At 69.1% G+C, this 12,768-nt stretch carries 10 protein-coding genes, 1 tRNA gene and 1 pseudogene; 2 read left to right on the forward strand and 10 right to left on the reverse strand.

All coding sequences use genetic code 11. From position 1 onward, the window contains the following. Window positions 1–19: 19 nt before the first annotated feature. Together ilvA and QUE33_RS07405 are read right to left on the reverse strand one after the other, a co-directional pair. Window positions 20–1,267, reverse strand: coding sequence for a threonine ammonia-lyase (gene ilvA / locus QUE33_RS07400; protein ID WP_286302841.1), 1,248 nt, complete (start codon window positions 1,265–1,267; stop codon window positions 20–22). Beyond that, a pseudogene (locus tag QUE33_RS07405) lies at window positions 1,264–2,459 on the reverse strand (AI-2E family transporter). Before QUE33_RS07405 ends, ilvA begins: the two are co-directional and overlap by 4 nt. A gap of 119 nt (window positions 2,460–2,578) precedes the next feature. Between QUE33_RS07405 and QUE33_RS07410 the strand changes: the two are divergent. Beyond that, complete coding sequence (locus QUE33_RS07410; RefSeq protein ID WP_286303103.1) at window positions 2,579–3,790, forward strand: winged helix-turn-helix domain-containing protein; 1,212 nt, start codon at window positions 2,579–2,581, stop codon at window positions 3,788–3,790. A 126-nt stretch (window positions 3,791–3,916) separates the two neighbouring features. Here the strand turns inward: QUE33_RS07410 and QUE33_RS07415 are convergent, their stop codons facing one another. The 3 genes from QUE33_RS07415 to QUE33_RS07425 all read right to left on the reverse strand — a co-directional run bounded on the left by QUE33_RS07415 (window position 3,917) and on the right by QUE33_RS07425 (window position 7,081). Continuing rightward, entirely contained in the window at window positions 3,917–4,483 is a 567-nt protein-coding gene (locus QUE33_RS07415) for a LemA family protein (protein ID WP_286302842.1), read from the reverse strand. A 73-nt stretch (window positions 4,484–4,556) separates the two neighbouring features. Then, complete coding sequence (locus tag QUE33_RS07420; protein WP_286302844.1) at window positions 4,557–5,870, reverse strand: D-arabinono-1,4-lactone oxidase; 1,314 nt, start codon at window positions 5,868–5,870, stop codon at window positions 4,557–4,559. Continuing rightward, window positions 5,867–7,081 (reverse strand): type III PLP-dependent enzyme domain-containing protein, encoded by a 1,215-nt coding sequence (locus tag QUE33_RS07425; RefSeq protein WP_378761929.1) that lies wholly within the window; start codon window positions 7,079–7,081, stop codon window positions 5,867–5,869. The genes QUE33_RS07420 and QUE33_RS07425 overlap by 4 nt, the downstream gene beginning before the upstream one ends. A gap of 145 nt (window positions 7,082–7,226) precedes the next feature. Between QUE33_RS07425 and QUE33_RS07430 the strand changes: the two genes are divergently transcribed. Further along, a tRNA-Leu gene (locus QUE33_RS07430) sits at window positions 7,227–7,299 on the forward strand. 94 nt (window positions 7,300–7,393) lie between these two features. Here QUE33_RS07430 and QUE33_RS07435 read toward each other — a convergent pair. Genes QUE33_RS07435 through eno form a run of 5 tightly spaced genes read right to left on the reverse strand, consistent with a single transcriptional unit; the run spans window position 7,394 to window position 12,759 of the window. Beyond that, the gene (locus tag QUE33_RS07435; RefSeq protein ID WP_286302846.1) at window positions 7,394–8,926 is read right to left on the reverse strand and encodes an NAD(P)/FAD-dependent oxidoreductase; all 1,533 of its coding nucleotides are present in this window, start codon (window positions 8,924–8,926) and stop codon (window positions 7,394–7,396) included. Between the two features lie 20 nt (window positions 8,927–8,946). Then, complete coding sequence (locus tag QUE33_RS07440; protein WP_286302847.1) at window positions 8,947–10,308, reverse strand: S8 family peptidase; 1,362 nt, start codon at window positions 10,306–10,308, stop codon at window positions 8,947–8,949. Next, window positions 10,305–10,841, reverse strand: coding sequence for a DUF501 domain-containing protein (locus QUE33_RS07445; protein WP_286302848.1), 537 nt, complete (start codon window positions 10,839–10,841; stop codon window positions 10,305–10,307). Before QUE33_RS07445 ends, QUE33_RS07440 begins: the two co-directional genes overlap by 4 nt. Window positions 10,842–10,889: 48 nt before the next feature. Beyond that, window positions 10,890–11,435 (reverse strand): FtsB family cell division protein, encoded by a 546-nt coding sequence (locus QUE33_RS07450; protein ID WP_286302850.1) that lies wholly within the window; start codon window positions 11,433–11,435, stop codon window positions 10,890–10,892. 43 nt (window positions 11,436–11,478) lie between these two features. Continuing rightward, entirely contained in the window at window positions 11,479–12,759 is a 1,281-nt protein-coding gene (eno, locus tag QUE33_RS07455; protein WP_286302852.1) for a phosphopyruvate hydratase, read from the reverse strand. Window positions 12,760–12,768 lie beyond the last annotated feature (9 nt).

Here is a 12,768-nt window from a genome sequence, read left to right on the forward strand (position 1 = left end):
GCTCCGAGCCTTCGGCGTCTCAGTCCTCGACGACGAGCGGATCGAAGCCGGCGGCACGCAGTGTGTCCAGCGCCAGCTGGGTGTGCTCGGGTCCGCGTGTCTCGATCGAGAGCTGCAGGATCATGTCGCTGATCTGCAGTCCATGGCCGTGCCGGGTGTGCAGCACCTCCATGACGTTCGCGCCGACCTGCGCGAGCGCCTCGGAGACCTTGGCCAGCTGGCCGGGACGATCGGGCAGCGGGATGCTCACGGTCGCGTAGCGGCCGGATGCTGCCAGTCCGTGCGAGACGACCCGCTGCAGCAGCATGGGGTCGATGTTCCCGCCGGAGAGGATCGGAACTGTCGTGCCTGCCGACGTCACCTTTCCAGCGAGGATGGCGGCGACGCCGACCGCACCTGCGGGCTCGACGACGATCTTGGCGTGCTCCAGCAGCATCAGGATGGCACGGGCGATGTCGTCCTCAGAGACGGTGACGACGTCGTCCACCAGATCGCGGATGATCTCGAAGGGCACATCGCCGGGGCGCGCGACGAGGATGCCGTCTGCGATGGTCGGCTGCGTGGTGATCTCGACCGGATGGCCCGCGGCGAGGGACGGGGGAACAGCCGCGGCGTGCTCGGACTGTACGCCAATGATGCGCACGGTGCGTCCATCTGCGGCGGCCGCCTGCTTGATGGCTGCCGCGACTCCCGCGATCAGTCCGCCGCCGCCGATCCCCATGATCACCGTGTCGACCTCGGGGACGTCCTGGTAGATCTCCAGGCCCAGCGTGCCCTGGCCGATGATCACGTCACGATGGTTGAAGGGCGGGATCAGCACTGCCCCGGTGCGCTCCGCGAACTCCGCAGCCAGCCGCAGCGACGTCGCGACCGTCTCCCCTTCCAGCACCACCTCGGCACCGTACCCGCGCGTGGCCAGCAACTTCGGCACGGGCACGCCGAGCGGCATGAAGATCGTGGCGGGGATGCCGAGGGCCTGGGCGGCGAGCGCCACACCCTGTGCGTGGTTCCCTGCGGAGGCCGCGACGACGCCGCGTGCACGCTCCGAGTCCGACAGCTGGGCAAGCCGGTACGATGCCCCGCGGATCTTGAACGACCCGGTGCGCTGAAGGTTCTCCATCTTCAGCAGTACGGGAGATCCCAGTATGTCGCTGAGCGCCCGGGAGAGCTCGGTCGGCGTGTGCGAGATCACTCCCGCGAGGCTCTCGGCCGCCGACGTGAACTCGGTCAGGCTGGGGACTGCTGTCAGGCTCGGGACTGCGGTCATCGATTCCTCCTCGGCCGCTCCCGCGGCACTGTGCTCCAGATGAGATCGGCGTCGGGCTCCTCCCCCGTCCGCCAGGCGCCGGTGCTGATGGTCACCGCAGCCACGTTGATGAATGCGGCCAGCGGAACGGCGAACAGGGCCCCGGGAATGCGTGCGATCATCGCTCCGCCCGCGACCACCAGCACGACCGCCAGCGGGTGCACCTTGACCGCCGATCCCATCAGGATGGGCTGCAGGATGTGCCCCTCGAGCTGCTGCACGAGCAGCACGACGCCCAGCATCGCGACGGCGATCCAGATGCCGTTGTAGACCAGGGCGAGGAACACGGCGACCGCTCCGGTGACCACGGCTCCGACGATCGGCACGAACGAACCCAGGAAGACCAGCACGGCGACCGGGATCGCCATCGGCACGCCGAGAAGTGCTGCGCCCGCTCCGATGCCGACGGCATCGATCGCCGCGACGAGCATCTGGGTGCGCGCGTAGTTGATCACCGTGTCCCAGCCGTTGCGCGCGGCGGCGTCGGCGGCGGGCGCGCCTTGCGCGGGAAGAGCTTGAGCGTCCACCGCCAGATGCCGGCGCCGTCGGCCAGCAGGCAGACGAGGATGAACAGCGACAGCAGGGCGCCGGTGACCACCTCGGCCGCCGTCCCGGTGACGGCTCCGGCCGCGCTGAGCAGCCAATCCTGCTGTTCGGTGAGGAACTCCTGAGCCTGTGCGATGTACGCGTCGATGTCGCCGGCGGTGAGGTGGAGCGGGCTGTCCAGCAGGAACGCCTTGAACTGCTCGAAGGCGAGTGCGGTCCTGGTCTGCACGTCGTCGAGCTGGGCCCGGACCTGCCACACGACCAGCCAGATCAGCCCCGTCACGATGCCGATCGCGCCGATCACCGTCGTGGCGATGGCCAGCCAGCGCGGGAATCGCGCCCGCAGCATGAGCTGGAACCCGGGCCACAGCAGTGCGGCGATCAGGATGCCGACCATCATCGGGATGATCAGCGCCTTCAGCAGCATCACCAGCCAGATGAACAGGGCGATGACGCCGGCGATCACGAGCAGACGCCAGGAGTAGGCGGCCGTCACTCGCAGCGGTGCGGGCACCGCCTCATCGACCTTGGTGGTGACCGTGCGGTCGGTGACGGGCGGATAGTGGCGGAACGGATTGCGGAACCTCGGTGTGGGGTCGTCGCTCATCGTCCAATTCTACGTACCGCCCCGACCGGCGCCGGAATGCATGTCGGAGGTGACCGTTACCCTGAACGGATGATGACCGCTCCCCTGCCGTGCTGAGCTCCAGCGAGGCCCGCCGGATCATGCTGGCCGCGCAGGGCTTCTCACGACGGATGCCGGCTGCTGTGGCTCCCCGGCACCTGCACCGCACGATGGATCGCCTGGGCGTGCTGCAGATCGATTCCGTGAATGTGTTCGCCCGTTCGCACTACATGCCGATGTTCTCCCGCCTCGGCTCCTACGATCCGGCTCTGCTGGATCGTACCGTCGTCTCGCGGACGACCCACTACGTCGAGTACCTGGCGCACGAGGCCGCCTTCATGCCGGTGGAGGACTGGTCGCTCTGGGATTTCCGGATGCAGGCGTGGCGACGCCGTGAAGCCGAGCCGGGCAGCTGGATGCACGCGAATGCGAGGACGCTGGACTGGGTGCGCGCACAGCTGCGCGAGCGCGGCCCGCTGCGCCCGGTGGATCTGCGGGACGACGCTCCCCGATCACGGGGGCCGTGGTGGGACTGGGACACCGCGAAATCCGCTCTCGAGCATCTATGGCGCTGCGGCGAGGTGGCGATCGCGGGCCGGGCCGGGTTCGAGCGGCAGTACGGTCTGGCCGAGCAGATCGTTCCCGCCGACGTGCTGGCATCCCCCGTTCCCGAGCCCGAGGCCGTGCGCGAGCTGGTGCGGCGCGCGGCGCGGTCGTCCGGGGTCGCGACGATCGCCGACCTCAATGATTACTACCGGCTGCGGAACCAGTCCGCCGTCCGCACTGCTGTCGGCGACCTCGTCGACGCCGGAGAGCTGGAGCCGGTCACCGTGCGCGGCTGGGAGCGTGCGGGCCGGCCTGTGCCCGCGTGGAGGCATCGGGATGCGGTGCTTCCCCGCCGCATCCCGCGTGCGGCGCTGCTGACGCCGTTCGATCCGGTCGTGTGGTTCCGCGACCGGGCTCTGCGGGCGTTCGATCTCGACTATCGGATCGAGATCTACGTGCCCGCCGACAGACGTCGCTACGGGTACTACTCGCTGCCAGTGCTGGTGGAAGATCGCATCGTGGCACGCGTCGATCTCAAGGCGGATCGCGCCGCCTCGGTCCTGCGGGTGCAGTCGGCCTGGTGGGAGCCCCATGCCCGCCGGCAGACGGATGCCGATCGCATCGCGGAAGAGATCATCCGTGCCGCCGCGTGGCAGGGGCTGGAGCGCATCAGCGTCTCGGGGTGGGGCGATGCTGCGGATGCCATCGCATCCGCGCTCAGCGGCCACGATACGGCCGTCGAGCGGCACGTACACCCGAGGGAATGAGAGACCGTCCAACAGGACTCTCGAGGCTCAGGAAGCTTCGACTCGCTGCGCCGGCTCAACCTGGATACGCGGACGACTCAAGGCGACGTCGTCGCCTAGAGTCGTATCGCGTTGAGTCGTTCGGGGTCAGAACTGCACGCGCGGGGGCTCCGAGATCGCGCTGTCGTCGGCGACCTCGAAGAACTCGCGCTCGGTGAAGCCGAGCCCGCGTGCGAACAGGTTGTTCGGGAAGACCTTGATCTTCGTGTTCAGCTCGCGCACGCCGCCGTTGTAGAAGCGACGGGCCGCCTGGATCTTGTCCTCGGTGTCGACCAGAGAGTGCTGCAGCTGCAGATAGTTCTGGCTGGCCTGCAGCTGCGGATACGCCTCGGCGACCGCGAACAGGCTGCGCAGCGCCTGCTGCAGGTGGCCCTCTGCCACGCCGGCCTCTGCAGGCCCCGACGCCGACAGGGTTTCGGCCCTGGCGCGTGTGACGCCTTCGAACACGGATTTCTCATGCGCCGCATAGCCGCGCACCGTCTCGATGAGATTCGGGATGAGGTCGGCTCGACGCTTCAGCTGGACGGTGATGCCACTCCACGCCTCGTCCACCCGCACGTTCAGCTGCACGAGCGAGTTGTACGTCGACCACAGGTAGATTCCGACGAGCACGAGCACGCCGACGACGATCAGTACCGGCCACAGCCATTCCATGCGAAGCCCCCTCTTGGATCGAACTCCATCCTATGCGTGCCACTCTGCACATCGGCTGGACGACAGGCGCGATTCACGCACCGAGAATGCGCTCGAGGTGACGGTTGCCGAACAGCCGCTGCGGATCGAGCTGATCGCGCAACGCCACGAAGTCGTCGAAATGCGGGTAGCGCTCGCGCAGCTGGTCGGCGGTCAGGCTGTGCAGCTTGCCCCAGTGCGGGCGACCGCCATGACGCAGCATGATCTGCTCGACCGCTCCGAAGTACTCCCGGGGGTCGACGCGCCAGTAACGATGCACGGCGATGTACGCACTGTCGCGACCCGTGGCCGTCGACAGCCACAGATCATCGGACGCCGCGAAGCGCACCTCCACGGGGAACTCGACGCGCCAACCGCGCTCGTCGATGAGCCGGCGCAGCTCCTGGAAGGCGGGGACCAGGTGCTCGGCGGGCAGCGCGTACTCCATCTCGCGGAATCGGACGTTGCGGTGGTGGATGAGCACCCGGTGCGACTCGTCGGCGTATTCGCCGTCACCGGTGAGCTGCACGGCCAGCCGGTTGAACGGCGGGATGATCGCCGGCACCACGCGGCTGGCCGCGCAGAAGACGCCGAAGACGCCGTTGCTGAGCACGCTCTCATCGATCCAGCGCTGGAAGGCGGGGATCGGATGCCGCTTCGCGGACTCCGGCAGTCGCTGCTGCGTCTTCAGCAGTGCGACGTCCGTGTGCGGGTGCCAGTAGAACTCGAGGTGATCGGCTGCGTCGGCCTGGGCGTGCACCGTGTCGAGGGTTGCGTCGAGCGGGGCCGGGGCATCCACCGCGCTGAGCACGAACGCGGGCACGCACTGGAGCGTGACCTCGACGACGACGCCCAGCGCGCCGAGTCCCACCACGGCCCCGGGCAGCATCTCGCTGTTGTGCGTCTCGTCGATGCGCAGGAACTCGCCATCGGCGGTGATCAGGGTCAGGCCCCGCACCTGGGTCGCGATGCCCCCGAAGCCGGTTCCCGTGCCGTGCGTTCCAGTCGATATGGCACCCGAGATCGACTGGCGATCGATGTCGCCGAGGTTCTCCATCGCGAGTCCGTGGGGGCGCAGCAGCGCGGGGATCCGATGCAGGCGCGTGCCAGCCAGGAGCGTGACGCGCCCGGTCTCGACATCCGCGCTCACCAGGCCCTGCATGTCGTCAAGTTCCAGCAGCACGCCCGGAGCGACCCCGATGCCGGTGAAGCTGTGACCGGCGCCGATCGCCTTCACTGTGAGCCCCTGAGCGGCGGCGGCCCTGACCGCGCGCTGCACGCCCTCCGGAGTGCGCGGTCGCTCCACCCGCACGGGTCGCACCGCCGCCGACCGTCCCCAGTTGTGCCAGGTTCCGCCCGGGCGCGTCACAGGAACGCCTTCCCTTCGCCACGATAGGTGGGCAGCTGATCCACGACCTCGCCGTCGGCGACGAGCTGGTAGGCGTCGATGCGCTCGGCGGGCTCACCGCTCTTCGCGTGCCGGAACCAGACCCGGTCTCCGACCCGCAGCTCGCGCGCGGCATCGCCCTGCAGGGGCGTCTGCACCTCACCGGCCGCCTCGCGTGGAAGGGTGCGCAGTCTCGGCGGCCAGACCGGGGCGGGCTGGCGCGACTTCACTGCCGGGCCGGAGGCGATCCAGCCCCCGCCGAGGACGGTCGCGATATCGGGGGCGGGCTTGCGCACCACGTCGAACGCGAAGGCGGTCGCGGGCGCCGGCCGGAAGGAGCGGTAGCCGTCGAACAGGTGCCCGGCGAGCAGGCCGCTTCCCGCCGTCGCCTCGGTGAGGGACTCATCGCTGCCGGTGAACTCCAGTGAGCCGGTCCCGCCGCCGTTGAGGAACTCCAGGGGTGCGACATCGAGCATGGCATCCGCGATCTCGGCGCGACGGCGGCGCAGCTCGTCACGCGACCGCGCCTGCACCATCCGGATGACCGGAGCATCCGCACCCGCGGCGTCGCCCTGACCGGCGATCTGCGCCTCGTACATCTGCAGGCCGACCAGCCGGAACCCGGGGCGGCGCACGACCTGCCGTGCGAACCCGGCGACCTCCGCTGCGGTGAACAGCGAGGAGCGACGTACGCCGATGTGGCCGAGGCCGGGGGCGCGCAGGGACGCGTCGACATCGATCGCGACCCGCACCTCCGGTCGGCTGCCGGGAGGCGCGATCGCATCGATCAGGTCGAGGTGGGCGAGATCGTCGATCATCAGGGTGATGCGCGAGGCGAGCAGTTCGTCGGCGAGCAGTGTGGTCAGACCGGCGCGGTCGACCGTCGGGTAGCCGAGGACGATGTCGTCGTGGTCCTTCGCCAGCCAGAGCGCTTCGGCGAGTGTGAACGACAGGATGCCGCGGAATCCGGGGATCGCGAGCACCGCGTCGAGCACAGCGCGCACACGCACCGATTTGGTGGCGACGCGGATCGGGATGCCGCCGGCGCGCACCAGCAGATCCATCGCGTTGTGCCGCAGGGCGTCGCGCTCGATGACGGCGACCGGAGCCGGCAGATGTGCGGTGGCATCGGTCAGAGAGCGCCAGTAGCGTGCCGGGTCCCGCCAGGCCTCGTTGTCGGCGCGAGAAGTCACGCCCTGTTCGGCGATACGGCCATGTTCGGCGAGGCCCTGGTCAGCAGTGAGGTCGAGCACACCCCCACACTACGACGTCAGGGACCGAGATTCATCTCCTCCGATACTCCGTCGCATTCGGGCGGATGGATAGGCTGGGCGTGCGGCCCCCATAGCCCAACGGCAGAGGCAGGCGACTTAAAATCGCTTCAGTCTGGGTTCGAATCCCAGTGGGGGCACCTGTCGTCTGCAGCCCGTGGTGACACCACGCGGCCACAACGGCGAAGAGCCCGCCGGAGATCACCTCTCGGACGGGCTCTTCACGATGCTGGCTCAGGCGTCGGCATCCACCTTCTTCTTGGCGGGTGCCTTCTTCTTCGCCGCAGCGGGCTTCTCGGCCTTCGCCACAGCGGACTTCTCGGCCTTCGGCTTCTCTGCGACCGGAGCAGCCTTCTCCGCCGGCGCGGCCTTCTCCGCCGGTGCAGCGGGAGCAGCCTTCTCGGCGGGGGCAGCGGGTGCGGCAGCCGCCGGACGCGGGCGGGCGGCGAACTCCTCGAACACGTCACGCGGCTGCTGCACAGCCTCGAGGTTCACGATGTCGCGGCCGAGCCACAGGTTGTTCCACCAGCCCCACAGCACGCGCCACTTGCGCTCCCACGTGGGCATCGCCAGTCCGTGGTAGCCGCGGTGCGCAACCCAGGCGACGAAGCCCTTCAGAGCGAGGTTGCCGGACTGGAACACGCCGTCGTAGAGGCCGAGGCCCGCCACGGCTCCGAGATTCTTGTGGACGTAGTCCTTGGTGGTCTCGCCCCGCAGAACGGCCACGAGGTTCTTGGCCAGACGCTTGGCCTGGCGCACCGCGTGCTGCGCATTCGGCACGCAGTAGCCGCCGACGCCGCCGCCGGACAGATCGGGAACGGCCGAGACGTCACCGGCGGCCCAGGCGCCCTCGACGGGCTCCTCGGCGGTGCCGACGCGCAGGTCGGCGCGGGTCTGGATGCGTCCACGCTCCTCGACAGGCAGGTCGCCGCCGCGCACGACGGTCGGGTTGGCCATCACGCCAGCGGTCCAGACGATCAGGTCGGTGGGGATCACCTCGCCGGTGGAAAGCTCGACGTTCCCGTCGACGGCGCCGGTGACCTGCGTGTCGAGGTGTACGTTCGCACCGCGCTTGGCGAGGTCCTTCAGCACCCATTCACTGGTCTTGAGCGAGACCTCGGGCATGATGCGCCCCATCGCCTCGATGAGGTGGAAGTGCGTGTCCTCGAAGGAGATCTGAGGGTACTTGGCGACCAGCGCCGAAGCCAGCGACCGCAGTTCGGCGAATGCCTCGATGCCGGCGAAGCCACCGCCGACGACCACCACGCTCAGCAGACGGTCGCGCTCGGGGCCTGCCGGGATCGAGGCGGCCTTGTCGAAGTTCGACAACAGCTTGTCGCGCACCGCGACGGCCTCTTCGATGGTCTTCAGCCCGATCGCGTTGTCGGCGATGCCCGGGATCGGGAACGTACGCGAGACGGCACCGGCGGTGACGACGATCTGGTCGTACGCGAACTCATAGGGCTCACCCGCTGACGGGGAGATCGTCGCGACCTTGTTCGCATGGTCGATTCCGGTCACCTTCGCCGTGATCACGGTGGTGCGCTTGAGGTGGCGGCGGTGTGCGACCACTGCGTGGCGCGGCTCGATGGAGCCGGCCGCGACCTCGGGCAGGAACGGCTGGTACGTCATGTAGGGCAGCGGATCGACCATCGTCACGTCAGCCTCACCCTTGCGAAGGTGCTTCTCGAGCTTCCATGCGGTGTAGAAACCTGCGTAGCCTCCACCGACAATCAGAATGCGGGGTGCAGTGCTGTTCTGAGGCACAGGGGGACAACTCCTCGTCGTCAGGGTGTGGGAGTGCGTCGACCGCGCTCCGTTCGGATGCGCCGGGCAGCTGCGGTGACGCCAAGCGCTATCACAATACCAGGCACCGTGAGCGCGAGAAGCGGCAAGGTACCGTACCGCAATGTCTCTGCCGAGGGGAGCAGCGGGGAACCCGGTTCGCTCGGAGCATCCGCGGCGGGCAGCGGCTGCACTTCGACCGCAGGCTTCGTCACCTCGGGCTCGGGCTGATCCGGTGAGGTGGCCCGGCGGTGCACGCGGATCCACTCCTTCAGATCTCCCATCGGGTTCGCGCTGACCTTCGGAACGGATGCCGTCACCGCGGCCGCTGCATCCAGCAGTCCGTAGCCGTAGAGCACGTCGGGCGCTCCGCGCATCTCGGGGACGCGGATGGCCGTCCGGATCAGCCTGTTGATGACGTTCGCCGCGTCGAGCTCCGGATGCGCCGCACGCACCAGCGCGGCAGCACCGGCCACGATCGGCGCGGCGCCGCTGGTGCCCTCCCATCTGCCCACGGAGCCGTCGGCGGTGATCCCGAGCAGGAACTCACTGGGTGCCATGACTCCGATCGTGATGCCCTGCGTGGACGCCTCACGGCTGGCGGTGCCGGTCTGGTCGACGCCTCCGACCGTGAGCACGCCGGGAATCGTCGCGGGCGCGCCGACGATGTCGGTGCCGTTGCCCCGGTTGCCCGCGGCGACGATCACGACCACATCATGTGCGGCGGCGTACAGGAAGGCGTCATCCCAGCTCTTGTCCCAGTCCAGGGTGTTGGTCGTGAAGGACAGATTGATGATGTCGGCGCCGTGGTCGACGGCCCACCTCATCCCGTCGGCCACCTGCTGGCTGAACGGCACAGTGGCCGATGAGCCGGGGAAGCCGAGCGAGACCGAGAGCAGTTTCGCGCGCGGCGCCACGCCGATGAATCCGGTGCCGTCCGCACTGCCGGGCGCGGCCGCGGTCGATGCCACGAGAGTGCCGTGGTCGCCCTGCACCACACCCACCGGTGTGCGGCCGTCTGCGCTTCCCGCACCCGAGACGTCGGTGCCGCCCACCACCGAGTCGCCGAAGGCTCCTCCTGCCGCGCTGATGCCGGTGTCGAGGACGGCGATGGTGACGCCCTCACCGAGCGTGGTGTTCCAGGCATCCCGGATGTGCGCGCCGTCCAGCCAATACTCCTGTGCGCGCACAGGATCGCTCGGGTCGTCGGGGACGGGCGGAGTGGGGGTGGGTTCCGGAGTCTCCGCCTGCACGGGGCTGAGCGCGAAGGAGCCGGCTGCGGCCGCCGGGGACGCCGCGAGAAGCACGGATGCCGCCATCGCCGTCGACACGACGATGGCCGAGAGCACGCGGCGAGCGCTCATCCCGCCGTGCTCGTTCCCTGCGCCGCTCCCGGCTGGGCGCAGACGCATCGGTCCGGCGACCAGCTCGAGCGCGCGAGAGCCGCGTCGCCGATGGGGTTGACTCCCGGCCCTGCGGCCAGTGCGTGCCCGGCGAGGGCGTGCAGGCATTTCACGCGAGTGGGCATGCCCCCGGCGGAGATGCCGTCGATCTCGGGCACGTCGCCGTATCGGGCACGATCCGCGAGATACGACCGGTGGGCGGCCTGGTAGGCGGCGGCGACATCGTCATCCTCATCCAGCAGCGCCGTCAGCTCGGGCATCACCTGCGTCGCCTCGAGCGTCGACATGGCCGCGGTCGCGGCCGGATGGGTGAGGTAGTAGAAGGTCGGGAACGGCGTTCCGTCGTCCAAACGCGGAGCAGTCGCTACGACAGTGGGGTTCCCGCACACGCAGCGCGCGGCGATGCCGACGACGCCACGTGCCGCGCGGCCGAGCTGGCTGGAGACCACGTCGATCTCGGCGGCGGTCGGCGTCTCGTACGGCGGGGTCGTCACCGCTCCAGAATACGTGCCCCGACCTGTGTGCGGACTCAGCGCACGAGGTCAGTCGGCCGGCGCCTGGACGGCCGTCTTGGCGAGTCCCGCGGCGGTCAGGCTGCGCAGCAGCTGCGGCATCCAGTCGGAGGGCCGTTCCTGGATGGTGGCGCTGACGGCCTTCTGCTCGGGCGGGATGTCGGCGGGGTCCAGATCGTTGTCGACGAGGTAGACGACCTCTCCCGGCCTGACGTAGTACAGGCGTTCACGCGCCTGGGTGGTGATGTACGCCGGATCGTCCCACCGGGCGCGTTCCCGCTCCAGGTCTGCGATCTGATCCTTGGTCAGCTGCACCGACTGCTCGAGGGAGGCGATCTTCTGCCGCTGATCCAGGTACGTGCCGATGGACGGCACCAGCACCCAGGTTCCGAGCACGACGAGGGAGAGCATGATCACCGCGAAGCCCGAGAGCCGGATGCCGCCGGCCCACTCGCGCACATCGACGGCGCGCGCTGATCCGCGTGCCGGCCGCTCACCCCGCGAGGCGGGGCGCCGGGCATCCTTCTCTGCGCGAGCCGGCGAAGACGGCGAAGGGAGAGCCGGACGTCGTGCCATGGCTCTCCCCTCGTCGTACGTGCTCTGCGGTCAGGATCCCTGATCAGGCCTGAAAGCGCGGGAAGGCCGAGCTGCCGGCGAACACCGCGGCGTCTCCCAGCTCCTCCTCGATGCGCAGAAGCTGATTGTACTTCGCGACGCGCTCGCTGCGGGCGGGCGCACCGGTCTTGATCTGACCAGCGTTGGTCGCGACCGCCAGGTCGGCGATCGTGGTGTCCTCCGTCTCGCCGGAACGGTGCGAGAGCATCGCCGTGTAGCCCGAGCGCTGGGCAAGGCTGACAGCGTCGAAGGTCTCGGTGAGGGTGCCGATCTGGTTGACCTTGACCAGCAGCGAGTTGGCGACGCCGCGCTGGATGCCGTCGGCCAGACGCGCCGGGTTGGTGACGAACAGGTCGTCGCCGACCAGCTGGACCTTGGTGCCGACCGCGTCGGTGAGCGCCTTCCAGTTGTCCCAGTCGTCCTCGGCGAGCGCGTCCTCGATGGTGACGATCGGGAAGTCGCGCACGAGCCCCTCGTAGTACTCGATGAGCTTCTCGGCCGACCATTCCTGGTTCTCCAGGCGGTAGACGCCGTTCTCGAAGAACTCGGTGGCGGCGACGTCGAGACCGACGGCGATGTCCTTGCCGGGGGTGAAGCCGGCCTTCTCGATCGCCTTGAGCAGGAAGTCCAGTCCCTCGCGGTTGCTGGGCAGGTCGGGGGCGAAGCCGCCCTCGTCGCCGAGACCGGTGTTGAAGCCGGCGGCCTTCAGCTCGGACTTGAGCACGTGGTAGGTCTCCACGCCCCAGCGCAGCGACTCGGAGTAGGTGTCGGCGCCGATCGGGGCGAGGAAGTACTCCTGGAAGTCGATGCCGTTGTCGGCGTGCTCGCCACCGTTGATGACGTTGAACAGCGGCACGGGCAGCAGGTGGGCGTTCGGCCCGCCCAGGTACCGGAACAGCGGCAGGTCGGCGGAGTCGGCGGCGGCCTTGGCGACCGCGAGGCTGACGCCGAGGATGGCGTTCGCGCCGACGCGCTTCTTGTTCTCGGTGCCGTCGACGTCGATCAGGATCTCGTCGACGATGCGCTGCTCGCTGGCCTCGATGCCTTCGAGCGCGGGGCCGAGCTCGTCGATGACGGCCTCCACCGCCTTCAGCACGCCCTTGCCTCCGTAGCGGCCCTTGTCGCCGTCGCGCAGTTCGTACGCTTCGAAGGCGCCGGTGGAGGCGCCGGAGGGAACGGCCGCGCGCTGCACGACGCCGTCGTCGAGGAGGACTTCGACCTCGACGGTGGGGTTTCCGCGCGAGTCCAGGATCTCGCGTGCGCCTACTGCCTCGATAAGTGCCACAGGTGTACT

Origin of the sequence: Microbacterium suwonense (assembly GCF_030296555.1) — a bacterium.
Lineage (GTDB): Bacteria > Actinomycetota > Actinomycetes > Actinomycetales > Microbacteriaceae > Microbacterium > Microbacterium suwonense.

Excerpts from the sequence above, each read along its gene's own strand:
- QUE33_RS07440 (WP_286302847.1), bottom strand. The coding sequence starts at position 10,308 with ATGAGCGCTCGCCGCGTGCTCTCGGCCATCGTCGTGTCGACGGCGATG.
- QUE33_RS07450 (WP_286302850.1), bottom strand. The coding sequence starts at position 11,435 with ATGGCACGACGTCCGGCTCTCCCTTCGCCGTCTTCGCCGGCTCGCGCA.
- QUE33_RS07410 (WP_286303103.1), top strand. The coding sequence starts at position 2,579 with ATGCTGGCCGCGCAGGGCTTCTCACGACGGATGCCGGCTGCTGTGGCT.
- QUE33_RS07415 (WP_286302842.1), bottom strand. The coding sequence starts at position 4,483 with ATGGAATGGCTGTGGCCGGTACTGATCGTCGTCGGCGTGCTCGTGCTC.
- ilvA (WP_286302841.1), bottom strand. The coding sequence starts at position 1,267 with ATGACCGCAGTCCCGAGCCTGACAGCAGTCCCCAGCCTGACCGAGTTC.